Raw genomic sequence first — 25737 nt, 5'->3', positions numbered from 1 at the left:
AACGAATGTATGAATGCTAATTAAACGCTAACCGGCGATCTCGTCGACGGCGAATTGATCGATAATCAGGCTTCCTCGATCCGTGTCATTACGCAGGATGGCAATATAATAATCGGAGTAAGGACCCGTCTTCGCTTCCGCCCGCCATTCGTGCAAGCCGGCGCGCAGCGGCTTCCGCAGCAATTCCCCTTCCAGTCCGCCGTCCGACGTGCGCAGCGCCACCGCGTACTGACCGTCGCGCTCCGACTTGTAGGCGAACGAGAACGCGTATTTCCGATTCGGCCGCAGCTCCAGCCCGGACGGCAGCGTCCGCAGCAGCTCGCCCGCGAGCGCATCCATCGTTTTCAGCGACCACCGCCCTTCGATCGTGTCCTCCGTATAGCCCGCATGCAGCTGCGAGAGATGCGTCTTGCCGATTCTCGGATCGGCGCTGACGAACAGCCCCCAGCCCTCGTCCACATGCTCGAAATCCTCATAGGCATAATGGCTCGTTACGGTAGGCCGGCTTGATTCCGTGACCCGCACATCGTCGAAATGCACATAGGAATGCGGTTCTCCCGCGCTCGCGGACAGCGTTAGCACGGGCAGAACCTCACCCTCTTCCTCTTCCTTCGCTTCCATCGTTCCCTCTTCGGCCGCCGCCACTTCAAAACGGATTTGCAGGCGCTGATAGCGCGTGCCGCATTTGTCCGAATCGACATCGCAGTTCACGACCGCGGTACGCTTGATCGATCGGATCCGCTCCGGCCCTTCGCAGCAAGTGACGCGGATCGCCGCTTCCCGGCCTTCCGACACTTCCGCCCATACGGAGGCCGAATACGTCTTGCCCCGTTCCAAACCTTGGAGCGTCTGCGAAACCTGCGCATCGGCGCCGCCATTCCCGCCGATGCGCAAATACGACTGGCCGGTACTCGTCTCCGCGATTACGATGTGATCGGTCTTGTCCCCGGAGGAGGATTTCGACCACCATTCGAATCCATGACTTTCGAAGCCCATATCTCTCACCGGACTGCCTTCTCCCCAATTCATGTCCGGAAGCGCGGGCGCCTCTTCGGGATAGAGCACATAAGGCACTCCGGCTTCCGCCTCGATCGCGACGATGCCTTCCAGAACCTCGACGTCGCGGACGAACCGCCGCCCTTGATTCGTTAACCGGTACAGCTTGACTGCCCCGGTCCTGAGCCAGCTGTCCGGGAGCTGCCACGCGGTCTCGCCTCCTTCGGCATTCCAATGGTAAATCTTCGATTCCGCAATGGGATCCCACGGTATGAAGACCGTATCGCCGATCGCGATCGTCCGGCCATGCTTCCGAATGACGGCAGCGCCGTTCTCCAACCGGGACGTGACGCCTCCCTCCAGCATAGCCTCCTCCGAATCCTTCCACCGCAAGATGGCAAAATGCATGAGATAACGATACGGAAGCTGCTTCGTAAAGAACGCCCGTATGGACGCATTCAAATCCCGCTCCCGCTGCCAGCCCATGAAGCCGTTATCGCCATAGCGGGCATAACCGCCTTTAAGCAGCGCATCCTCGGCGTAAGCGTCTTTGTCTTGATGGCCGATAAACCGGGATATGCGGCTGTCGCCGGTAGCATCATGCGTCCAGACCGCGGCGTCATCGAGCGCGTCGGCCTCCTCCGTCCAGATCGTCCAGCCGTTCGCGCGAAGTTTACGGGTCAGCCTCCACGCCGCCCAGTGCTCGTCGCGATACGTATCCACGTAAACGAACCCGAGATGAGGCGCGTTCGCCTTCAATTCATCCAATCGCCGGTCAAAGTCCCCGGAGAGAATATCCGCCTCCCGGTCGATGTAATACGATTGGTCCAGCCAGCGCCAGCCCGGCGTTGTCGTGACGAGCGAGGAAGAGAAGGCTTTGGCCTCGGGATAGGCTTCGCTATGGTTGATATGAACGCCGATGACGGCGCCATATTGACGCGCCCGTTCCGCCAGCAGATTCAGATCCTTCAATCCTCCAGCCCGCTCGTTGAAATTGCTGCCGTAATCGGGATGCCCGCTGTCATGGCCTTCGCTCTGATAGCCCTTGAGCTCGAGCATCTGCCCGAATCCGTCGGTCAACAAATAAAATTTCTTCACGTTATCCAGAATGCGGAGAAACGGAAACTGCGCCAAGCTGGCGAAGTTCATCGCGATATGCGCATAGCTGCCCCGCAGCGTCTCGGCGCCCGGGATGGGAGCCATCGCTTCTCGGACCGCAATCGCCCCGTCCTGCCAATCGACGATGCCGTCCCCGTTGCGGTCGTCCGTCACGATGACTTTGGCCCACAGGTCGCCGACGATCCGCATGTCGGGTCCCCGGTACGTCCAATATGCGTTCCACACCGAGGTTCTCTTATAGCCGTCCCTCTGTAAGGTTTGCACGCACAATCGCCTGCGGTTATGAAGCGAATTGCCGATGACGGCTGCCGCAAGCGCCGTCGTATGCACGATCGCGATCGCCCGGTATACGGGCGCTTGCGCCGCGTGCTGCTCGGATACGAGCCCGAATTCATCGCCTTTGATTCCCTCGGCGCAAGCGAAAGCCGCCCCTGCTTGCACATCGCGAACCGATACGAGCCCATGCTGCGGAAATCCGATCGTGCGGATGCGGAATTCTCCGTCCTCCCGTATCGAAGAAATCCGCAGTTCAAGCACGGCTTCCGAGACGATGATGGCCGCATCCATCTCCACCCGAAGCCGCGGGAAGCTCAGCCGATAAACCGCTTCATGGCCGGACGGCACGGATGCGCGAACGACCGGCTTATACCGTTCCCCGTTCAGCTCGACATAGGCAAGCCGGTCCTCTTGGCCGTACAGGACGGCCCCGCTTGCCCTCCACCGGTAGTGCAGCACGCGCGGGAACGCCGCATCTACTTCCGCCTCCATAAGTTCCGACGACAACCTAAAAGTCGCTGCGTGCGGAGTTAGCTCACCGTCATTCGACGCCTCAAAGTCCGAGCGGTAGATCTCGTCCAATACGCTTGCCTTGGCATCGCTAAAGCAGGCATCCCCGCCTTCGTGCCCATCGCCTGGTTCGCCTTCGTACCCATCCACTGGCTCGCCTTCGTGACCATCGCCCGGTCCGCCTTCGCGTCCATCCACTGGCCAGCCGACATGCCCATCGCCTTGCCCTCCGACATACTCCCCGTCCCGCAAGGCGCAAAAGCCGACAGCTCCCGCCCCCGTCTTCCATTCCGGCAATTCGCCGTGATAGACCTGATAGCCGTTCATATAAACGGTGAGCACGGTGGCGCAGAACCGTAGTACGATCCGGTAGCTTTTGCCTTCGAAGAGCGGATCGGATTGGAACAGCACGCCTTGTTTGCCGCATGGCATGGACCAGATCCAGGTGCTCTTGCCGAACGGATCCATCGGTTTGCCGCAGCCGACGAAGATCCAGCTGTCGACCGCCGAATAGCGGATCACCGCGCCGACCTTGCCCGCGAGATTCATCGGCGTCATCGTGAACGCGAACTCTCCGTCGCCGATGTCCGCCGCGGTCTCGGCCGCGATCGCCGCCGTATGCGAACCGCGCGCGGCCAGTCTGTACGCGTTCCTCTCCTGCCGCCCATATCCGCTGCCGAACGCGATTCGATAAGACGGTCCGGCCGCCTTCGTCATCGCTCTACCGCTTGAACGTTGGCGGACTCGCTCCGCGAGCTTACGCATTCCGGCTCGCCCCAAGTGCTGACCGTAACGCTGACGACCGGCTTCGGATCGCCTTCGAACTTGCAGCTGAACGAGATCGCCTGTCCGCCAGCGCGGACAACCGGCGCGTCCGCGGTCGCTTCGACGGTGCGCAGTAAATTCCAGTTCACATCGTACACGCGGCCGATACGGTCGCCGTCGCAGACGAGATACTCGTTGGCGCGCACCTCCGTGTCGAACGTCATGTACGTCCCGCTCGTATAGAAGGTCGGCCGTTTAATCGACGCCTCCTCGTTGCCGTAAGCAGGCGAGACGCGCAGACGGAAACGCAGCGGCTGCTCGCCGTGCTTGTTGTGGAATGCCCAATCAGCCCCGCCCGGCTGGCCAGGCTGCAATTCATCCGTATTGCATACTAGCGGCCTCGACCAGCTGACAGGAAAGAGATTCCAGCCGCCAACGCCGCCGTTCCCATCGTTCCTGTCGTTCCCGTCATTCCCGTCGTTCCCGCCGTCCGCCGGCTCTAGATGCCAGTCGCCCTTCGGATCGCGCAGCCGCTCCCGCTGCTGCGGCGTGAACGCTCCCGCGCTCCTGGCCGATTCCCATTGGCGCACTTTATCCAGCAGCGCTTCGGCATTGCCGTTGCGACGAAGCACCGCCATATCGGCCGCGAGCGCAAAGCCCGCGCCGAAGCCGGCCGCCTTCGACAGCACCCATTCGATCTCGTCCGGCGTCGTCGCCTCGAACCGCTCGGACGCCGAACGGATGAGGAACCAGCCGAGCATCGGAGGAATGAAATTCCGTTCGAAATACGCCTGATTCGTCAGCCGCCATTCCAGCTGGCCTTCGCGCGTCGACACGCCCCACGGCTCGCCCCAGTTGAAGCGCGTAAAGACATGCCACAGGAAGTTCGGCACGACGATGCTCGCGTCGTTAATGACTTCATCGCCCCATCCGTCGTAGCATTGCTTCACGAACCGGTTCACGCCATAACCGTCGTGGCCCGTCGCGTAGCAACCCTCCAGCCCGTCGAACGAGATTTGCTTCAAACCCGTCTCCCGGAACAGCCCGGCGATTCGTTCGCTGTACGAATCCTGCAGCTCGATGTCCGGGAAGAATACATCGTACGGATGATCCCACAAGCGGCCGATTGACGCTCCGGGCTCATGGGCAGCGGCAGCCGTGCCGTTGGCTCCCCGCTTGACGCCCAGCAGCTTCCAAGGCGCCTGCTCCGTAACCGACGCGTATTCGATGATTTCTGCTCCGAGAACGGCCGAGTTCCGATAGAGGCTCTCCCTGAATGGCTGCGGATCATCGATCGCGAGCTCATCCGCCTCCGCTTCGGCCGGCGCCAGCAGCATGGCCCGTCCCGCCTTCTGCAGTCCCGAAGCCGGAACCGGCGTCACGTAAGGATCGTTCAAGGTCGTAAAGGTAGACAGCGTATGCACGCCGACGTTTACCCCTTCGCGGCCGGCAGTTTCGACGCAGGCCCGCATGCTGTCGTCCCCGTCCGGAAACTGGCCCGGCTTCAGCACGAAATGCCCCCACTTCGCGAACGGATCCGGGTGATACACGTATTTGAGCCCGGCCTGCTTCGTGTACCGCACCGCTTCCTCGATCGTTGCCTCCGAGAAATCGGTAATGAGATACGATTGGGTCGCGGCCGCGGACGTCTTGGCCCATTCGCCTTCCAGCATCGGATGCGGCAAGCCCTCGCCGAGCTCGATCGCTTCGATCACCTCCAGCACGAGGCCCGCCGGGCAGCCGAACAGCGCGATGCCCGTACCGGTCAATTCCGCCTCCCCGCCCTGAATCGGCGCCACGTCTACGGCCTTCAAATTCCAAACCGGCCTGCGGCCGCCCTTCCTCCGGTCGCGTGCGAATGCTTGCAGCAGGCTGCCTCCTTGAATCGGCCAAGCCGTGCTGTCCGCATAGTCGAATTTGCTGCCTTCATAGGCTTCGAGAGCGCATGCAGGCTTATCGAGCTCGGCGGGCCAGCCGCCGATCGTCTTCGCATTCAGCGCCATCAAGCCGATGGCGAATTCCCCGTCGCGAACGACGCCGACGGATTCGCCGATCGATCCTTCCACGCCTGTCGCGTACGGCCCCCACAGGATGGCGCGAATATCCGCGTCCCCGTCCGGTTCCGCAATGCGGAACACCTCGAACGTCGCGTACTGCTCTTTCGCGGCGACTTTCACTTCGATCTGCGCCATGCCGCCTTCGAAGTCCAGGCTGAGTACGCCGCTGCCGCTATCGTACGCCGCCGATTCCGGCGCGAGGATCCGGCTGCCCGCGACGATACTCAACAGCGGCGATCGTACGGCCGCTGCCTCATAGCTTCTTCCGGTCCCCGCATCCGCTAATTCCGTCCATTCTCCCCGGTCATTCAATCCGAACGTTAAGCTTCCCGCTTGCAATCGCATCATCACTCGCATCTCCTCTATCCCCATAAATGTGGATGTCCCTTCCAACCTAGTTGGAAAGGACATCGTTATGCTGCTCTTTATACGGCTTTCGCCGCTATTGTTTCAGATTGGCGTCGTACACCTGCTGCGCTTCCGCAAGCACTTTGTCGCCGCCCATGCTCTTCCATTCCTTGACGAAAGCGTCGAAGTCGTTCAGCGACTTGCGTCCGGTAATGAAGTCGATGAAGTTTTGCGTCGTGAATTGCTTCAGTTTATCCTGCGTTTCGTTGTATACCGGCTTGTTGAACGGCGCGAGAATGTCGATGTTCCGCGTTCCTTGGGCTCTTGTATCCTTAGCCAATTGACGCATGCTCGCGTCCGACGTATAGGAGGTTTGGAAATCATAGTCGTTGAACGAACCGCTCATCGAATAGCTGCCAAGTCCCAATTTCTGACGTTCCTTCTCGTCGGTGTAAGGGGCAATGTATTCGACGGTACCGTTCGCGCCGACCTTCCACTCTTTATCCTTCTCGCCGAAGTTCAGCTTCTCGTAGATGTCCGGATCGAATTGGGAAGCTTCGAATATTTGCATGTACTTGATCATTTTGTCTTGATCCTTCTCCAATTGCTTGCCGAATACGACCCCGGACGCATAGGCCGGATTATACTGCGAAATGCCGTACTTGCCGTCCGGGCCCTTCACGCCGCCCGTAATCGCGAAACTGAAATCCGGGTGCTTCGCCTTCAGCTTGTCGTACCATTGCTCGCCGCCGAGGAACGCGTTGCCCGTCAGGAACGACCACCAGTAGTATTCAACCGCGCCCGTTTTGTCCGTCAGCACCTTATCTTCCACGTTATTGCCTTTGTTGACGACGAATTCGGGATCGATCAGTTCATTCTTATACCAGCGATTCAGCACTTCCAAGGCTTGCTTCGCGCCCGGCTCGATTTCGCCGCGGACGATCTTGCCGTCTTTCTCGCGGAAGATATTCGGGTAAGCGTCGAAGGCGCCGAACACGGAACTGAACATCGACTCGATATTGTCGCCTGCCGCGGTGATGCCGTACGTATCCTTCTTGCCGTCGCCGTCCGGATCGTCGTTGCGGAATTTCGTCAACGCCGCTTCCATTTCATCGAGGGTTTCCGGCGTCTTCGTAATGCCGACTTTCTTCAGCCAATCTTCGCGGAAGGCTAATTGGATACCGTCGATGCCGATATCCCAGATCACGGGCAGCGCGTAGATTTTGCCGTCTCTGCGGACATATTTAAACGGATCGTCCCCGAGGAAGCGCTTGAGCCAAGCGACGTATTTCGGCATGTTCTGCTCGATCAGCTCTTGCGGAATTTCGGAAATGATGCCTTGCTGGAGATACTTGTCGTAGTCGGTGAAGGACGGCTCTTTCATCCAGTCGGGAATATCGCCCGATGAAATCATCAGGTTGACTTTCTCCTTGAACCCTTCGCCGCCGGTCGGCACGAATTCGACGTCGACGCCGAATTTATCGCGGATGGCCTTCACGCCCGGAGCATCGATCTTGGCGATTTCAGGGCTGCTCGTCCAGAACTTCAAGAGCGGCTTCGCGGCAGGCTTATCGTCCGTCTTCCCGGCATCGGCGTTCTTGGCATTCGACGCATCCGTATTTGCGGCCGTATTCGTATTTCCTTGCTTGTTGGCGTTCGCATTTCCATTCGAACCTGAACTTCCGCAGCCCGCGAGCATCGAAACCGCCAATACGCTTACGAGCGCTCCTGCCATCAAACGCTGGTTGTTACCTTTCAAAACGACCAACCCCTTCTCCCCTAGTATGCTTGCCACGCTATCTATTGCAGGGTTGTTATCCCTTAATAGCCCCAATCATAACACCTTTGACAAAATACTTCTGAATGAACGGATACACGGCAAGCATCGGGATAATGGAGAACATCACGATCGTCGCCTGAAGCTGGCGTCCCGTGTACGCCGTGTTTTTGCCGATATTTTGAATGATTTGCGTGATATCGGACGTGTCGTTCTGGATGATGATTTTCCTCAGGACGACCTGCAGCACTTGTTTATTCGGGTCCGTGATATACATAAGCGAATCGAACCACGCATTCCAATGTCCGACGCCGACCCATAAGGCGACCGTTGCAAGCACCGGCTTCGACAGCGGCAGGATGATTTGCGCGAAAATCCGCAGGTAGCCGGCCCCGTCGACCCGCGCCGACTCTTCAAGCTCTTCCGGAATCGCCCGAAAGAAGTTGCGCATGATGAGGACATTGAAGGCCCCGATCATGCCCGGCACGACGAGCGCCCAGATCGTGTTCATCATATGAAGCTCTTTGATCAGCAGATAGGACGGAATCGTTCCGCCGGCGAACAGCATCGTAAACAGGATCATGCCGGTGAAGTACTTGTTGAACGGCAAATCCCTCTTCGAGAGCGGATATGCGGTAATCGACGTGAAGACGATCGATAGCAGCACCCCGAGTACCGTACGGAGCACGGTGTAGGCGTAACCGTTCCAGATCGCGTCGAATTTGAAAGCAAGCTTGTAACTTCCGAACGTCAATTTCGAGGGAAGCAAGACGATTCCGGAAGCATACGCGGCGCCGTCGACGCCCGCTCCGTCCAGCGAGATGACCACCTGCGTCCAGAACGGATAGAGCGTAATCAGCATGATGGCGGCCATCACGGCATAAATCACGAAATCGATCAACCTGTCCGCCGGCGTTTTCTTAACGTTTAACACGGCTCCATTCCTCCTTTCGCTATCGCTTGGGCTACCATAAGGCGTGGTCCTTGCCGCCGATCAGCTTCACGATCCGATTGACGATGAAGATGAGAATCAAGGCAACGACCGATTTGAACAGCCCGACCGCCGTTGCGTAGCTGTAGCTCATTTCGACGATCCCCTTGCGGTAGACGTAGGTGTCGATGATATCGGCGACGTTGTATACCTGCGTGTTGTACATGTTGAAGATTTGGTCGAAGCCCGCATCCAGCACGCCGGACATCGAGAGGATCAGCATGATGGCAATGATCGGGACGAGCATCGGAATCGAGATGTAGAACATCCGCTTGAACCGTCCCGCGCCGTCGATGATCGCCGCTTCGTACAGCTGCGGGTCGATGTTCGATAACGCCGCGAAGTAAATGATGGAGCCCCAGCCGAAGCTTTGAAAGATGCCGGTGATGACGAGAATGGAGCGGAAGTAGCCGGCATCGGCCAGAAACAGCACCGGGTTGCCGCCGAAGAAGCGGATGATCGTGTTAAGCGGGCCCTCCAGCGAGAAGAAGGAGAAGAAGATGCCGGCCAGCACGACCCAGGAAATAAAATGGGGCAAGTAAGTCACGGTTTGGACGACCCGTTTATATTTGCCGTTCGTCACTTCGCTGAGCAGAAGCGCGAAGACGATCGGAACCGGGAAGCCGAACAAGAGCTTGTATAAGCTGATGATGAGCGTATTCTTGAGCACCGTGTAGAAATAGTCGTCGTGGAAGATGGTGCGGAACAGATCGAGTCCCACCCACGGACTGCCCATGATCCCTTTCAAAATCTTAAAATCCTTGAAGGCCAACAGCACGCCGTACATCGGCAAGTATTGGAAAACGACGTAGTAAACGATCGCCGGGACCATCATTAGAAGCAGCACGCGATATTGCTTGATTTTTTTCATCTTCGATCGTCTGAGCATCGCTTTGTCCCGCTTCTTGCCTGCAAGCCGCGCTTCCGCGCCGCTGACGATTACGGTGTCGTTCATGCTCGGCACCCCCTTATGTATGCGTTCTCAATTCCCTTAACCAAACTATAACAAAGGCCGCTTCGGATGAAATTATCAAATATTTTGGAATGCTTTCGTTTTTCTACGAACATTGAACAAACAGAAAAAGCCTGCCCCGCAAGGGACAAGCTCGGCACGAAATGGATATTCAGGACTGTAGATATGCGGGAATGACGATACTCATTTGCGTGCCGCGGTCAACCGCGCTTTCCACCGTAAAGCTGTAATCGGAGCTGTATTTCAGCCGCAGCCGTTCATTGACGTTCTTCATGCCGTAGCCCGAGGAATCGTTCTGCAGCAGCGTATTCGCCGTCTCCAGGGGCATTCCGATCCCGTTGTCTTGAACCTGGAAGACGACCTTGCCGTTGGACAGCTTCGCGGATATGCGCAGCAGCCCTCTTCCGGATTCTTTCCGAGCGATACCGTGCATGATCGCGTTCTCGGCTAGCGGCTGCAGGATGAAATTGATGGTCGTATGGCCGAACACGGCTTCATCGATATCGTATTCCACGTCGAAGCTGTGATCCTTCATCGTTTGAATGATTTCGATATAAGACTTGACGTGCTCCAGCTCGTCTCGCACCGGAATCATGTTATTGCCCCGGTTAAGCCCCGTCCGGTAAAACTTGGAGAGCGTCGTAACGACGCGGCTGATGTCGGCGTCGTCGCTTCGCAGCGCCTTCCAATTGATGAACGACAGCGTGTTGTAGAGAAAATGCGGATTCATCTGCCACTGCAGCGCTTTGAATTCCGCTTCCTTCTGCACGATCTTGTTGCGGAACAGCTCGTCGATGAGATCGTTGAGACGCGCGAGCATGCTGCCGAACCGATTCGTCAGTTCGCCGATTTCGTCCTTGGACTCGCTGCGGATGCGTATGCTCAAATCGCCGATTTCTACCCGCTTCATGACCGAATTCAAGGCATAGATCCTGCGGATCATCGTCTTGGAGAACATCCAAATCATGATCAGCACGATGACGATGCAGCCCGCGATGACGATGAGCGTCGCATTGATGATGGAACCCGCGTTCCGGGACAGCTCCTTGGCGGGCACGATGAAGTAAATCGTCCAGCCCGTCTGCTTGACCGTCTTCTTCACCAGATACGATTCGATGCCGCCGATACGGATCGCGCCTTCTTTCATGCCCTGCAATTGCCCGGCTTCCAACCGCTCTCCCGTGGCGCCTTGGTTCGAATAGATGACGTCTCCGCGGTCGTTGGTAATGGCGACCGTACCGTCCTTCGCAAGCGCTGCCACGTTCTTGAACATGCTGGCTTCGTTGATCCGCATATAGACGAGATTGGTCGCTTTGTCGGAGAAGAATCTCGGGAACGCGGCAACCACGATCAAGCCGTTATCGGAGAACCACTGGCTGCCCTTGCCTTTCAAGGCCGACTGATACCAGTCTTCGTCCTTGACCCGGTCGGCCGACTGCACCGAATCGCCGTACTCCGGCACGTACGTCTGCGTGTAGAACTTGACGTCGTCGATTTCCTGATCGAGCATGACCATCATGTTGAAATACGGCGTCAAATACTCTTGCAGATCATAAGAGAGATTGACCAAATCGCTGTAATCGTTCGTCACGATCTTCTGGAACGTCTTGTTGAGCACGATGGACTGAACCGCGTGATTGTAGCGCTCGACCGAGCCGTCGATGCTGCCGGATATCGTATCCACGTTCTTCACGATGCCTTGAATGCCCTGAATCCGCAGCATTTCCTTGGACTGATTGTAAGCGTAAACACCGAGAACGAGAATGGGGATGATGATGACGACCAGGTAGGATAAGAACAGCTTCTGCTTAAACCGCAGCCGGTTGAGCAGTCCCGTAATCGCCCGCTTCATGGCGCCGCCTCTTCGCGGAACTGCGAGGGGGTCTTGCCGTAATGCGTCTTGAACAGCGTGCTGAAATACGGGAAATTCCCGTAGCCGACCTCAAGTCCGATATCGACGATCTTGCGGTTCGTCGTCAGGAGCAGCTCCTTCGTTTTCTCCATCCGGTGCAGCGTCAGGTATTTGTTAAAGCTGATTCCCATATGCTTCTTGAATAAATGGCTCAAGTAGCTGGGTGAAAGGTAAACGCGCTCCGCCAGCGATTCCAGCGACAAGTCGGTCCCGTATTCGCATTCGATAATGCGCACGATATCCTCGATGACCTTGCGCACCGATTCGGACGTGCCCGTAGCCGCGGGCTGGATGCTCTCCTCCAGAATCGCCAGGACAATTCGGCGCAAGTCGCTTAGCTTGGGCGCCTTATAAATCCGCTCCAAATTCTGCTTGAACGTCTCCGCGCTCTTGTTCGCGGACGCGTCGAACAGGGCTTTTACGATTTCCGTGCACATGTATTTAATGTAGACCACCTGGAATCGATCGCTGTTATGCAGCTCGTCGAACAACTGCTCGAAGCGCAGCTTGGCGTGATCATAACGGGAACGCCCGATGCTCGTCTTCAATTCTTCCAAGGCCTCGTCGGCGGAGAAGGACTGCGCGCTTGCGTCGCTCGAATCGGGATTGGCGAGCAGCACCGTTCCTTCGTCGAAGAAGAACTTGTACTCCAGCATGGACTCCAGCGCATGGAATTGATGATAGAGCTGCTTGATGTCGCCTGCGCAGCCGCCGATCACGACGCTCACGTCCCCGCCGTAGGTTTCCCGGAACCATTGAAGGAGCCGTTTGCCCCCTTCGATCAGCTGCTCCCTGGTTTGTTCCGCATCGGCCTCCATCACGAGCAAGCTCTGGAATTCGTTCAAATGCGCGACCTCGAAGCCGCTTCGGATCACTTCGGCAAGCCGGCGTTCGAAATCTTGATCGAGCAGATCAAAGAACCGGTGCCGCGAATCCAGCATGACGAGACGCACATGAGGACTGCCGTCCAGGCCCGCCACCGGGAAAGGAAGCTCGATCGGAGCGGATTCGTCCGGCAGCGCGGCCGTTTTGCCCAAGATCAGGTCGGAGAGCAGCTTCTGTTTCGTATAATAAGCCTCATTGCGGTAAGCCTCTTCCATGCGGAGCTTCTGCGCTTGTTCAAGCTGTTCTTCCTCGCACGACCGAATGACCTGTTGCACCACTTTCAGAAACTCTTCGACCTGCACCGGCTTCAAGATATATCGGATGGCCTTCAAATCGATCGCCCGCTGCGCATATTCAAACTCCCCGTAGGCACTCATGAAGATCACCTTGACGGGAATGTCCAGCTCCCGGATGCAAGCCGCCAGCTCGAGTCCGTCCATGCCTTTCATCCGGATATCGGAGAATAGAATATCGACCGGATTCTGCTTGATAAACGCCAGCGCGCTCTCGCCGCTGTCCGCTTCGAACGTCTCCAGCGCAAGCCCGTACTTCTCGATCAGAAACTTCACGCCTTCTCTCTCAAACCGTTCGTCGTCAACGATCAGCATCTTGAACACCAGCATTCACCTCGGGTAAGAGTTTCTCTAGCAAGCCGCCCTAAAGATGTCTCCTATTCTAGCATGAGTCCGCCTGTCCATAAACACGCAACCTTAGCTGCTCGCGTTCAACGTATCCTTGCTATCCGCAATCGTGTACCCGTTCTGCCATACATAAGAAAGCAAACGCATTAAAAACATTCAAGCAGCCGTACTTATTGACGGCTGCTTGTCTGAAGAACGATCTATAATGGAAAGTCGTGGGAACGATGCGTCCGATCTAGAGCACAAGCCTCTTAAGCACCCCGAGCATCTGCTGGCCTTGAGGACCGCTTGCGGAAACCCACTCGACGATCGCGGAATCATCGATGACCGTCTTGCCCGCGGCTTGAACGAAACCGATCAATCCTTCCCGCAGGGAGGGACGCAGCGCTTCCGGCGTAAAACAGCGTAGTCCGAAATATGCGTCCCGGCCTTTCTCCGTCCATTCTTCGTTGAGGCCCAGATCAGCCTTCCGATGCTCCCGCCGGACTTCCTTCTCCTGCCGAAGCGCCTCTTCATCTACAATGCCGTCAACGGGGATACCCATCCGCTCGAATTGCTCCTTCGGCGCATCATTATCGCGCATCAACCCTGCCATGAGCCTGATCATTCGCGCCTCGACGGCGATATCCTCGATCGGCGACTGCTGCTTCGGATCCCGTTCCAAGTCGAAGAGCAATGTGCCGTGCACATACGGATTCACGTAGGTATGCGCGGGGATTTCCAGCGTGCGGCATCCTTTCGTAAACGAGAACGGCTCGCGCAGCCGAAGATCGTTCAGTTCCTTCACGTCAAACCGATTGTGCATATGCGTCGGCATGAGCGTGTATTCGAAGAGCGGTCCGTTATCGAAGCGCTGCGGCGCCCTCATGTAGACATATCTGCCGTCCGTCACGTTAATATGTCCGCCGTGCATGCCGAATAACGCCGCTTCCCGAATCGGCTGCCTGTCGGAGCCGTTCGCGCCGCGGAGCGGTTTGCCAAGCATATCCGCCGGAAGCGCCGCATCGAAGAATTCGAGCAGCGTCGGCGCGATATCGATCGTTTGCGCAAGCGTATCGCTGCGCTCCCCTTTCGCTCCGCTTCGGGGATCCCAGACGAAGAGCGGCAGCTGCGCGATCTCGTTATAGAACGGCTGAATGTTTTTGCCCCACCATTCATGCTCCCCGAGCAGGAACCCATGATCGGTGTTCACGATCAGCATCGTATCCTGCCATAGATCATGCCGGTCGAACAGATCCAGCACTTTGCCCAGGTAGGCGTCGCACATGCTGACCAAAGCCGCATATTCATAAACCGCGTGCTGAACCTCCTCCGGCTGCTGCGAGACCCTGCCGTAATCCGGCCAATCGAAATGCTTGCCGTTATACGCATGCGGATAGAGGTCTTTGTACTTCTGCTGGGTGAAGAACGGCTCATGCGGATCGAAGGTTTCGATCTGGAGAAACCAATTATCCTGCGACCGGTTCGTTTCAATGAACGCGATCCCGTTATCGAAGGTAACCGCTTGCGGCTGCTTCTCCTCCGTATCCAGATAGGAGCGGTTCACCCAGTCCTGACGCCACAAATCGCCGATTTTGGGGCCTGACAGCGATTCCGGAATATGGGGATCCCGCACATTGCCCTTCCAGGGATCGCCTTCCTGCCCCCTGGCGTATTCCCACGAATTGAAGCGCGTATGGTAGGTCGCCCCGCCGTCTTCGAAATAATGGGTATGATCCGTGACCAAGTGCGTGTAAACCCCCTTCCGGCGCAAAACATCGACCATGGAATCGTCGAAAGGCTCCAGCGGTCCCCAGCTGCGGTGCAGGAAATTATGCCGCCCGGTATGGAGCTCTCTGCGGGCCGGCATGCAAGGCAGACTCCCCGCATAGCAGTTATCGAAGGTCACGGTCGTCTCCGAGAGCCGTCGGAAGTTCGGCGCTTGCAGCCATTCGCAGCCGTAATTCGGCAGCATATGCCGGTTTAAAGAATCGAACATGACCATTACAGCTTTCATTTATGGCTCACTGCTCCTCTCGCGGGTCAAATTGAAATTGTCTTTATGCCGCCGGCTGTCCGGTTTGCCCGAACGGGGTCGCCATCCATTCGACTTTCATCTATCGGCCCTCCTGATGGGATTGCTCGTACCAGTGGATAACCGCTTCCCGAAGCTCCCGCACTTTGTCCGGGAATTGCAGGCTCAGATTGCTCCGTTCGCCAGGGTCTGTCTCCAGATTGGACAAATGGACGGCATCGGGCGCCTCCCGGCCGAAGTCCAGCTTCCCGTTCAACACCAGCTTCCAGCTCCCTTCGCGAACAGCTAACTGGTCCTCGTAAGACCAGAACAGGCGCTCATGCTGCCCGGCCTGCGGACCGTTTCCGCTCAGAAGAAGCTCCGCGGCGCTCCTCCCATCCAGCGTGACCGCCGGAGATTCGATGCCCGCCAGCTCCAGAAACGTCGGGAGCACGTCCATCATGGCATGCGGCCGGTGCTCTACGCGCCCGCTGCTTACCTTCGATGGATAGCTCATGATCGCAGGCTCGCGAATGCCGCCCTCGAACAAGCTTCCTTTATGCCCCCGGAAAATCCCGGCCGATCCGCCGTAATAGAGATCCTCCGTGCCGTCCAAATAATTGCGCGATTCCGTGGAAGGCCCGTTGTCGCTGGAGAAGAAAATGACCGTATTCTCGTACTGTCCCGTTCTGCGCAAGGCTTCGACAATCTCGCCGACGCCGTCGTCCACCGCGGAAATCATCGCTGCCATGATCCGTTTATCCGGCGGCAGACGGGGATAACGGTCCACATACTTTTGCGGGGCATGCATCGGATAATGCGGCGCGTTATAGGCCGCATACGCGAAGAAAGGCTGCTCCTGCTCATCCCCCTGTTCCAGCTCTCGCCCCGCTTCAATGAATGCGACCGTCTTCGCCGTAATCAGCTCCGTCAGGTATTCGCCGTTGCTCCAGACCTCACGGTCGTTATGCCACAAATCATGGACGGGATTGACGCCACCGCGCTGCTCCCAATAAAAAATATGAGAATAATAGTCGACGCATCCGGCCAGGAAGCCGAAAAATTCGTCAAACCCGTGCGCGTTGGGACTTTGCTCCGGCGTTACGCCCAGATGCCACTTTCCGAACAATCCGGTCCGATAACCCTCCGGCTTCAGCACGGAGGCAATCGTCTTCTGTTCCAACGGCAATCCGGCCGTTCCCCGCTTGCCGCTCAGAATCCGTTCGACCCCGGTGCGCGCGGGATAACGGCCGGTCAGCAGCGACGCCCGGGACGGCGAGCAAACCGGCGAGTTGGAATACCAATTCGTGAACCGGACCCCTTCCTCCGCCAGCCGGTCCAGATGCGGGGTTTGAATGTCTTCGGATCCGTAGCAGCCCAAGTCTCCGTAACCCAAATCATCGCAGTAAATCACGATCAAATTCGGACGTCTCATACTAATGCTCCTTCCGCAAGCCGCTGTTCCGCTGCTCCGCCGTCTTTCTGCCTCCATGGATCAGGCGATGCATCAAGCAGCGTACGGGTATACGCGTGCCGAGGTTCCGCGATAACCGCTTCGGTTTCCCCGCTCTCGACGATCTCCCCGCCGTACATGATGAGCATCCGATCCGACATATATCGCGCGCTCCCCAGATTATGCGTAATCCAGATCAAGGAGAGATCGTAGTCATTCTTCAGGTCAAGCAGCAAATTCATAATGTCGATGCCGACGGATACGTCCAGCATGGATGTCGGCTCGTCGGCGACAAGCACGTTCGGCTTAATGCCGAGCGCTCTGGCGATCATCACCCGCTGCTTCTGCCCGCCGGAGAGCTGCGAGGCGTATTTGTCGATAAACTCCTCCGCGGGCATCAACCCGACCTGGCCAAGCAGCGCTAGTACCTGTTCCCGAATATCGCCCTTCGCGCCATGCAATCGCAGGGGGCGCCCGATGATATCGTGAACCCGATGATTGGGATTCATCGTTTCGAACGGGTCCTGGAAAATCATTTGCAGCTCCCGGGCAACGGCCTTGCGGCTGCGCAGTTTGCTGCCGACTTCTCTGCCCTCAAGCAGAATTTTTCCCTTCGTGGGCGGAATCAAATTGACGATCATGCGGGCAAGCGTGCTTTTGCCGCAGCCGGATTCGCCCACGATGGCCAGCACCTCGCCTTTGCCCAGGGTAAAGCTCACGTCGTTAACGGCCTTGAACGAATTCTTCCGCAGGAATGAGCCGGATTCGAATACTTTGCTAACGCTGTCGACTTGCAGCAACGGTTTCATGGCTGGCCTCCTCCGTTTCATATAAATGGCAGGCCACGCTGCCGCCGGCATCCGTCCTCAAAGCCGGCTGCGCAGCCGAACAAGCCGCGATCGCATGCGCGCAGCGGGGCTGAAAGCGGCAGCCAGCAGGAGGCGCAACCAAGTCGGGCGGCGAACCGGGTATGCCGGAAATACGAACCTTCGGCCCGGTCAGGGAAGGGAACGAACGGAGAAGTCCTTGCGTGTACGGGTGCCTTGCCCCGCGAAGCAGTTGATCGGAACGCCCGACTTCGGCCATTTTCCCTGCGTACATAATGCCGATCCGGTCGCAGATTTCCAACATCAGGGGCAGATCATGCGTAATAAACAGCACGGCGAAGCCCAGTTCCCTCTTCAGCTCGAGGATTCGCTTCACGATGCCTTTCTGCGTGACGACGTCGAGCGCGGTCGTCGGTTCGTCCATAATGATCAAATCCGGCCGCAGCGCCAGCGCCATTGCGATGACGACCCGCTGCCGCATGCCGCCGGAGAGCTCATGCGGATAACTCCGCAGCTTGCCGGCCGGCAGATCCACGAGCGCAAGCAGCGATGCCGCCCGGCTTAAGGCATCGCGCGCGGAGGTGCCCGGCTCATGCGCGAGAATCACGTCCGTCAGCTGATTGCCGATGCGCATGACGGGATTCAAGTTATTCATCGCGCTCTGCAGCACGACCGACATCCGCGACCAGCGATAAGCCAGAAACGCCGCCTCGGACATGCCGGTCAACTCCTGCCCGTCGAATACGATGCTTCCCCCCGCCAATCGGGCCGGCGGCCGAAGCAGGCGGCTGATGCCGTAGGCCGTCGTCGATTTGCCGCAGCCGGACTCGCCGGCCAGGCCGAAGATTTCTCCCCGTTCGATGGAGAAGCTGACGCCGTCCACCGCCTTGAACGCGCCTCGGGGCGAGGCATACTCCACTTGCAAATCCGTAACCTCCAATAAGCTCATGCCAAACCTCCTATGAAAAATGCTGCTGCGCGCCGCGTTTGGCCCGGTAACGCTCCAGCGTCCCGTTGCCGAGCAGGACGAAACCGAAGCAGAAGAGCGCAATGGCAATGCCCGGCGGGACGATCCACCACCACGCGTCGTACATGATCGCATTGTTGCTGTGCGCCAGCGCCAGAATCGTTCCCCAGCTCACGCTCCGGGGATCGCCGATGCCGAGAAAGCTGAGTCCGGCTTCCGCAAGTACCGCCTGCGTCGTGACGCTGACCAGATTCGCCGCGATGATCGGGAACAAGTTCGGCAAAATTTCCTTGACCATGATTTCCGGATTGCTCATCCCGACGACTCTGGCTGCATCCACGTATCCGCGCTGTCTCTCCGAAAGCGTCTGGCTGCGAATGCTTCGAGCCATGTAGAGCCAGCTGAGAAGACCGATAACGAGAATGATACTCGTCAATCCCATGGAGGGCAGGAACGAAGCCAGTATAATCATAAGCGCCATTACGGGAATGATGAGCAGCAGGTCCACGAGAAACATCAAGGCATCGCTCACCCATCTGCGGTAGAAGCCGGCGGTGAGACCGACCAGAACGCCGATAATCGTCGTGATCGCGCCAGCCAGAATGCCGACCAGGAAAGAGGTATGCGTGCCGTAGATCAGCTGGGCAAACACATCCTGGCCATAGCTGTCCGTGCCGAGCAAGTGCTTCAGGGATGGCTTGAGCCAAGGCTCGAAATCGATGTCGTTCTTGGGATACGGGGCGAGCCGCGGTCCGATAAAAGCAGCGGCGGCAAAAAACACCAGGATCGCGATCCCTGCCAGCTGCTTGGCATTGCGTCTTGAAGCCGCTGCCGACGATGCCGATTTGGCTTTCATTGTAATCATCAGCTCCTAATTCAAATTGACGCGCGGATCGATAAAGGGATAGATCAGGTCAGCCAACAGATTGACTGCGATGATCGAGACCGCGATAACCAGAAAAGCGCCTTGAATGAGCGGATAATCGTGATTCAATATCGCGTTGTAGGCAAGCATGCCGATCCCGGGGTAGGAGAACACGATTTCCATCGTGATCGCGCCGCCGACGACATGCCCTAGCGAAAGCATGAAACCCGTGAACGACGGAAGAAACGCGTTCCGGATCCCGTAATGAAACACCCGCCTCCGGGACGACAACCCTTTCGCGCGCGCAAGCACCATATAATCCTCCGATAAGACGCGAATGAGATTGTTGCGAAGGACGAGAATATGAGTGGCGACCGAAGCCAAGGCCAGCGAGGCAACCGGCAGCACGGCGTGATACGCGATCGAACCGATTTGGTGCAGCCTGCTCAGCGAATCGTATTCGACAGGAATGGCTTGCCCCATGGGAAACCAATCCAGCTTGTAGGCAAATATCAGAATAAGCAGAATCCCGACCCAGAAATACGGAACCGAATTAATGAAGAAACTGATGCCGAGCGCCGATTGATCGAACCAAGAACCGGGCTTCAAGGCTCCTTTAATGCCAATGAACCAACCGATGGCGTAGCTTATCAAGGTAGCGACAAGCACGATACCCAGCGTCCAGGGCAAGGCGTGCCAGAGCACGTCCTTGACCGGCACGGGGTAGTTGAAATACGAAATGCCGAGATTGCCATGAAACAATTGCACGACATAGCTGCCGAACTGGTGAATGAGACTCGGGTTGTCAAGCCCGAACTGCTTCCGAAGCGCATTCGCGACATCGGCGGAGCCGAGTGCCGTCTGCGAGGCAATCATCTCAGCGGGATCGCCCCCGATGAGCCGCGGCAGCAGGAAGTTCATCACAATGGCCGCGAGGAGAGTCGCGATCGCAAACGCGACTCTCCGGATAACATAGGATAACTGAATCTTCATCGGGGATAGCTCCTCTTTATTTCTTTGTTACCTTGGCAAGCGAGATGACGGAGGTTGCGGGAACGGACGTATCATAGCCCGTGAAGGCTGTTTCGCTATATGGCGTCTTGCCCGTGCTGTACAGCGTGACGATCGGCGCCAGCTCCGCAATGCGGTCCTGCACTTTCTTGTACAGCTCCGCGCGCTGGTCAGCGCCGGCCGCCGAAGCTTGGTCGAGCCATTGATCGACCTGGGCATCCTTGAATCGTTCCCAGTTCAGGCCGGGCGCGTTCTTGCCGATCGGAGCCGTCATCTTGCTATGGAACACTTCAAGCGCCGCCTGCGGATCCGGCGGGACGGTAATGCCGTTCTGAACGAGATCGTAGTTGCCTGCGGTGGCCAAGCTCGTCAATTCCGGCCAGGTAACGAGTTTAATGGACGTCTCGATTCCCGCCTGCTTCAGCCAGTCGGTAATCATCGTGCCTTCCTTGTTCTGCGCCGGGGCATTCGCTGCCATGTAATACACGAAGGAGAGCTTCACGCCGTCTTTCTCGTAGATGCCTTTGCCGTTCTTCTTGTAGCCCGCATCGCTCAATGTCTTGTTCGCCTGCTCGATGCTAAACTGCGCCGAAGGCGACTTCTGCAGGTCCGCGTCCACCAGACTGCCGAATCCTTGCGACAAGAAGCCCGGATTGCCGAGCGTCGCGGCTCCCATCTCTCCTTTGTCCACGATCTCTTGGCGATTGATCGCCTGCTGAATCGCCTTGCGTACGGCGGGATCTTTCAAACCCGGCTTGTCGTTGTTGATAATAACCGCGAAGGTCGACAGTCCCGGGAACTGCTGAAGCTTGTTATCCTTGTTCTCCAGCAGTTTCGGCAGGCTCGGCATTGCGATGGTACCGGTCGTGCCCTGTATCTCGCCTTTCTGCAGCGACAGCGTGATCGCCGGCGAGTCCTTGAATCGCTGCAGCACCAATTCGCTGATCTTCGGCGCGCCCAAGAAGTAATCCGCGTTGGCAGCCAATAAAACGGCGCTCTCGTTGATGCTTTTGAACGCAAATGCCCCCGTGCCGATCGGCGTCTTGTTCAAGAACGTCTCCGGATTTTCTTTCTCGAACACATGCTTCGGCACAATATATACCGTAGACAGGTAGTTCGGCAGGGAAGGGAACGTGCCGTTCAGTTCGAATACGACCGTATCCGCACCGCTCGCCGTAACCTTGCTGAGCCGGGTATCGCTCCAAAGCTGATAGGAATCCAGAACAGGATGATCCTTGAGCGCTTGGAACGTATAGACCACGTCGTCCGCCGTGAAAGGCTGCCCGTCATGCCACTTGGCCGCCGTATTGAGTTTCACCGTGAACGTCTTTCCGTCCGCGGACCAAGTTCCGCCATCGGTCGCCAACCGATTGATCAGCTCGCCCTTGACCGGATTAAAGTAAAACAGCGAATCGTAAACATAATCGAACAGCGGACGATAATTGCCGGTTTTCAAATACGGATTGAAGTTGTTGACCTGTTCCTGATTGATAATGTCGCCGAGCCGGTAGGAGATTTTCTCTGCTTTGGCCGCATTGTCGGACGGGACCGTTTCCGAACCGGCCTTCTCCGTCGAATTGCCCGCAGCAGGCGAGTTGTTCGCGTTGTTGCCGCAGCTCGTAAGCAAAGCAGCGGATAGCAGCGCGGCAATGCCGAGCGGAAGAAACCTTTTCAAACGCGGTGCTTTCAGTGGTTGCATGCTCATTTCTTATAACCCTCCATCATTCATGAACTGCCGTTCAACCGTCTAATAAAAAAACACAATGCAAATCAAGCGCCGCTTGCGGCCGCTGATGCATTGTGTCTCCGGATGTCCGGTAGATTTATATCCTATAAGAATAGTCGGTTATTCAGCTGATGGTAACATCATACAACCCTGCTAACACTTTGTAAACAGTTATTTATACACTGTTCATATCCTGTCGAATAAAAGGTATAATGAACGTCATTGGAGGATTAGCCAGCTATTTCCCCGAATGTAACTGGTACTCAGACTGCATAGAAAAGAGGCAGGGTCGCGTTGAAAACATGGGAAGAAGAATTAGACGAAATACGCATGAAGCGGCGTGATCAAATCTTGGAGGCCGCCAGGGAACTCTTCCTGGAGAAGGATATGGCTCAAATCACGATGGTCGATATCGTGGCAAAGGCGGGTGTCAGCAGAGTCACGCTTTATAAATATTTCAATTCCATTCACGAAATCGTGTTCGAGATTCAAATCAAAATCATGAACGAGATTTCGTGGTATTTCGAGGTGGACGGCAATTCCGGCAAGACGGGCGCGGACAAGCTCGGCATCATGATGAACGGCTGGCTGCAGCTTTATCGCGAACAGCCCGATCATCTGCGGTTTATCGGGATGTTCGACCACTTCTACCGCAGCTCCTTTCCGTCCGAAGAGCTGCGCAAGCGGTATAAGAACTCCATGGAGGACCGCGGCGAGAAATTCAAAGCCGCCATCGAGGAAGGCATGCGGGACGGCTCGCTGCATAACGTCTTCGATCCGATCGTCCTGGAGACGATGATCCAGAACACGCTGATCAGCATGGTGCTGCGCATGGCTACGAGAGGACATCTGATTCAGAAGCAATGGGGCGTTGACCCCGAGCATACCTTAATCTATCTCATGCAATTCATGTCGCAGTTCGTCCGCACGAACCCGGATCTGACCAAGTTTGAACTGTCATCGGCCGCCGCTCTGCCCGTGGACCCGGACTGACGGGCGGATACGCTTCTGTTTGTTATGGCCGACGATGCAGGCTCGGCAAGCGATCATCATGACAAGGAGCCAGCCCTGGATCTATGCCGGTCCAGGGCTGACTCCTTGTTGTTCAGGTATAAACGTTGTACTGTTCGTGTTCCCGGCGGTCGTTTGCGGCTTAGAACAGAACAATTCCTCGAATAGTCGTCACCTGACTTCATTTATGAACTTGAACTTATTCCCCCGCGTTTCCATCGCCCCTCGACTCTGCCAGACCCCGAAGCGCGATCGAAATCTCCACGTTATCATCCGGAAGGCTCGCGGCTGCCCGGGTAAAGACCCAATATGACGGCAGCATGGCTCTCAGCAGATCATGCTCCGAAGCGTGCAGCCGAAGCCCTTCTATCCGGTCGCCGCCGAAGCTATAATCCGCAGCCTCTTGCCTTCCGAACTTTATCGCCAGCAGGCTCTTGATGCCGCCGATCGTGATGAACGGGAAGCTGTACCCGTGCCGTACTGCCTTCTCCAGGGTCTGCCGGTTATCCTGCGCGTACGTTATCAGCCGCTCCCACTTCACCTCCGGATTGACTAACGCCGCAAGCTCGGCTTCGCTGCCGGAGCGAAGCAGTTCAAGGATCCGCTCCTCCCGAAGCCCGTGCGCGATCAATCTCTCCAGCTGCAGCGCATAGAGCTGGGGCAGCTTCGTCATGACGCCGCTCATACGAGATGACAAGCGACGCTGTGATCGTTTCCGACGTTTCGGAACAGCGGCACTTCCTCCCGGCAGCGGGCAACGGCGAACGGACAGCGCGTATGAAACTTGCAGCCGGACGGCGGATCCGCGGGGTTCGGCAGCTCCCCGCTCAGCACGATTCGTTCGCGCTTCAGCTTCGGAATCGGGATCGGCACGGCGGACAGCAGCGCTTTCGTGTACGGATGCAGCGGATTGCGGAACAGCTCGTCGCGCGAAGCGGTCTCCATCATCGAACCGAGATACATCACGCCGATATGCGAGCAGAGGTGCTCCACGACGCTTAGATCATGGGATATGAATAAATACGTCAAGCCTTGCGTCTCCTGCATCTTGCGGAACAAGTTGATGATCTGCGCTTGAATCGATACATCGAGCGCGGAGACCGGCTCGTCCGCGATGATCAGATCGGGATTCAAGACGAGCGCCCGGGCGATTCCGATGCGCTGGCGCTGCCCGCCGGAGAATTCATGCGGGAACCGATCGATGTGATACGCCGACAAGCCGCAGGCATTCAGCACCTCCATGACCCGTTCGCGAACGGCCTCGCGCGGCACGAGTCCGTGGTCGAGCAGCGCCTCGCCGATCGCGTCGCCGATGCGCACGCGGGGGTTGAGCGAGCTGTACGGATCCTGGAAGATCAGCTGCATTTTGGGGCGAAGCCGGCGCAGCTCCTCCGGCGGCAAATCATAGAGATCGACGCCCTTGAATTTCACTTCGCCGTCCGTCTTGTCCGTCAGCCGCAGTATCGTGCGTCCTACCGTGCTCTTCCCGCTCCCCGACTCGCCGACAAGGCCGAAGGTTTCGCCTTGCTTAATGGAAAAGCTGATATCGTCAACGGCTTTCACGCTGCCGACCGTGCGGCCCAGCAGACCGGATTTGATCGGAAAATGTTTCTTCAGCCCGTTCACCTCGAGCAACGGCCGTTGTGCCTCAGACATGTGCAATCGCCTCCTCATACAACCAGCATGCGACTTTCTGCTGATCCCCGACTTCCTTCAACGCGGGCTGCTTGGTCCTGCAGATATCCATGCAATGCGCGCACCGGTCGTGAAAATAGCATGAAGGCGCGAGCTCCAGCGGATTCGGAACCTGTCCCGGAATGGAATACAGTTCTTCTTGGCGCTGGTTGATAATCGGCTTGGACTTCAGCAAGCCCTGCGTGTAGGGATGCTTCGGATTCTCGAACAGCGCGACAACCTCGCCTTCCTCCACGATCTTGCCCGAGTACATGACCACCACGTAGTCCGCCATCTCCGCCACTACGCCGAGGTCATGCGTAATGAGCAGAATGGACATGCCCGATTCTTCCTTGAAGCGGCGCAGCATATCCAGAATCTGCGCCTGTATCGTAACGTCGAGCGCGGTTGTCGGCTCGTCGGCGATGAGCAGCTTCGGGCCGCATGAGATAGCGATGGCGATCATGATGCGCTGCAGCATGCCGCCGCTCAGCTCATGCGGATACGAATTCGCGATCTGCTCCGCGCGCGAGATGCCCACTTCGCCGATCAGCTCGATCGCCCGCTTCCGCGCGGCTTTCTTGCTTAATTTCTGATGCTCCATGAGCGGTTCCATCAGCTGCTCGCCGATCCGCAGCACGGGATTGAGCGAGGTCATCGGCTCTTGGAAAATCATCGCGATCTCGTTGCCCCGGATGGTGCGAAGCTCGTTGCGGCTCAGCTTCAGCAGGTCTTCGCCGTTGAATGCGATGCTTCCGCCGGCCACCTGGCCCGCCGGCGCCTCGACCAGGCCCATGACCGACATCGCCGTGATGCTCTTCCCGCTGCCGGACTCGCCGACGATGCAGACAATCTCGCCTTCGCGGACCTGCAGACTAACGTCGTCGACGGCGCGGACGATGCCATCCTCGGTCGTGAAATGCGTGCTTAAATTCGTGATGTCAAGAACGTTATTCATGT

The 25737-nt window shown here is 57.3% G+C and carries 18 protein-coding genes; 1 reads left to right on the top strand and 17 read right to left on the bottom strand.

Features of this window, described 5'->3' with window-relative positions; all coding sequences use genetic code 11:
- Positions 1 to 27: 27 nt before the first annotated feature.
- From GZH47_RS23530 to GZH47_RS23465, 14 genes are all read right to left on the bottom strand, one after another.
- Complete coding sequence (locus GZH47_RS23530) at positions 28 to 3666, bottom strand: endo-alpha-N-acetylgalactosaminidase family protein (protein WP_162643470.1); 3639 nt, start codon at positions 3664 to 3666, stop codon at positions 28 to 30.
- Positions 3615 to 6071: a hypothetical protein gene (locus GZH47_RS23525; RefSeq protein ID WP_162643468.1), complete on the bottom strand. Its 2457-nt coding sequence runs from the start codon at positions 6069 to 6071 to the stop codon at positions 3615 to 3617. The genes GZH47_RS23530 and GZH47_RS23525 overlap by 52 nt, the downstream gene beginning before the upstream one ends.
- Positions 6072 to 6165: 94 nt before the next feature.
- Positions 6166 to 7830 carry an extracellular solute-binding protein gene (locus tag GZH47_RS23520; RefSeq protein ID WP_162643467.1) on the bottom strand — a complete coding sequence of 555 codons (1665 nt, stop codon included), beginning with the start codon at positions 7828 to 7830 and terminating at the stop codon, positions 6166 to 6168.
- A gap of 55 nt (positions 7831 to 7885) precedes the next feature.
- Positions 7886 to 8782: a carbohydrate ABC transporter permease gene (locus tag GZH47_RS23515; RefSeq protein ID WP_162643466.1), complete on the bottom strand. Its 897-nt coding sequence runs from the start codon at positions 8780 to 8782 to the stop codon at positions 7886 to 7888.
- Between the two features lie 31 nt (positions 8783 to 8813).
- Positions 8814 to 9794, bottom strand: coding sequence for an ABC transporter permease (locus tag GZH47_RS23510; protein WP_225446175.1), 981 nt, complete (start codon positions 9792 to 9794; stop codon positions 8814 to 8816).
- A 169-nt stretch (positions 9795 to 9963) separates the two neighbouring features.
- Entirely contained in the window at positions 9964 to 11664 is a 1701-nt protein-coding gene (locus tag GZH47_RS23505) for a cache domain-containing sensor histidine kinase (RefSeq protein WP_162643465.1), read from the bottom strand.
- A complete protein-coding gene (locus GZH47_RS23500; protein ID WP_225446569.1) occupies positions 11661 to 13217 on the bottom strand; it encodes a response regulator transcription factor in 1557 nt (518 codons plus the stop codon). Before GZH47_RS23500 ends, GZH47_RS23505 begins: the two co-directional genes overlap by 4 nt.
- A 268-nt stretch (positions 13218 to 13485) precedes the next feature.
- Positions 13486 to 15246 carry a sulfatase gene (locus GZH47_RS23495; protein WP_162643463.1) on the bottom strand — a complete coding sequence of 587 codons (1761 nt, stop codon included), beginning with the start codon at positions 15244 to 15246 and terminating at the stop codon, positions 13486 to 13488.
- A 100-nt stretch (positions 15247 to 15346) separates the two neighbouring features.
- The gene (locus GZH47_RS23490; protein WP_162643462.1) at positions 15347 to 16678 is read right to left on the bottom strand and encodes a sulfatase-like hydrolase/transferase; all 1332 of its coding nucleotides are present in this window, start codon (positions 16676 to 16678) and stop codon (positions 15347 to 15349) included.
- Positions 16675 to 17505, bottom strand: a complete 831-nt coding sequence (locus tag GZH47_RS23485; protein ID WP_162643461.1) for an ABC transporter ATP-binding protein — start codon at positions 17503 to 17505, stop codon at positions 16675 to 16677. Before GZH47_RS23485 ends, GZH47_RS23490 begins: the two co-directional genes overlap by 4 nt.
- Positions 17474 to 18472: an ABC transporter ATP-binding protein gene (locus GZH47_RS23480; RefSeq protein WP_162643460.1), complete on the bottom strand. Its 999-nt coding sequence runs from the start codon at positions 18470 to 18472 to the stop codon at positions 17474 to 17476. The genes GZH47_RS23485 and GZH47_RS23480 overlap by 32 nt, the downstream gene beginning before the upstream one ends.
- 10 nt (positions 18473 to 18482) lie before the next feature.
- Complete coding sequence (locus GZH47_RS23475) at positions 18483 to 19346, bottom strand: ABC transporter permease (RefSeq protein ID WP_162643459.1); 864 nt, start codon at positions 19344 to 19346, stop codon at positions 18483 to 18485.
- Between the two features lie 15 nt (positions 19347 to 19361).
- The gene (locus GZH47_RS23470; protein WP_162643458.1) at positions 19362 to 20348 is read right to left on the bottom strand and encodes an ABC transporter permease; all 987 of its coding nucleotides are present in this window, start codon (positions 20346 to 20348) and stop codon (positions 19362 to 19364) included.
- 16 nt (positions 20349 to 20364) lie between these two features.
- Positions 20365 to 22071: an ABC transporter substrate-binding protein gene (locus tag GZH47_RS23465; RefSeq protein ID WP_162643457.1), complete on the bottom strand. Its 1707-nt coding sequence runs from the start codon at positions 22069 to 22071 to the stop codon at positions 20365 to 20367.
- 315 nt (positions 22072 to 22386) lie between these two features.
- Between GZH47_RS23465 and GZH47_RS23460 the strand changes: the two genes are divergently transcribed.
- Positions 22387 to 23085 carry a TetR/AcrR family transcriptional regulator gene (locus GZH47_RS23460; protein WP_162643456.1) on the top strand — a complete coding sequence of 233 codons (699 nt, stop codon included), beginning with the start codon at positions 22387 to 22389 and terminating at the stop codon, positions 23083 to 23085.
- A gap of 217 nt (positions 23086 to 23302) precedes the next feature.
- Here GZH47_RS23460 and GZH47_RS23455 read toward each other — a convergent pair whose 3' ends face one another.
- The 3 genes from GZH47_RS23455 to GZH47_RS23445 are packed head-to-tail and all read right to left on the bottom strand — an operon-like array spanning position 23303 to position 25735.
- A complete protein-coding gene (locus GZH47_RS23455) occupies positions 23303 to 23776 on the bottom strand; it encodes a hypothetical protein (protein WP_162643455.1) in 474 nt (157 codons plus the stop codon).
- A gap of 8 nt (positions 23777 to 23784) precedes the next feature.
- Positions 23785 to 24759 carry an ABC transporter ATP-binding protein gene (locus tag GZH47_RS23450; RefSeq protein WP_162643454.1) on the bottom strand — a complete coding sequence of 325 codons (975 nt, stop codon included), beginning with the start codon at positions 24757 to 24759 and terminating at the stop codon, positions 23785 to 23787.
- Positions 24752 to 25735, bottom strand: coding sequence for an ABC transporter ATP-binding protein (locus GZH47_RS23445; RefSeq protein ID WP_162643453.1), 984 nt, complete (start codon positions 25733 to 25735; stop codon positions 24752 to 24754). Before GZH47_RS23445 ends, GZH47_RS23450 begins: the two co-directional genes overlap by 8 nt.
- Between the last annotated feature and the right edge of the window lie 2 nt (positions 25736 to 25737).

The organism is Paenibacillus rhizovicinus (assembly GCF_010365285.1).
Taxonomy (GTDB): domain Bacteria; phylum Bacillota; class Bacilli; order Paenibacillales; family Paenibacillaceae; genus Paenibacillus_Z; species Paenibacillus_Z rhizovicinus.
This window is presented reverse-complemented; position numbering and strand designations above follow the sequence as displayed.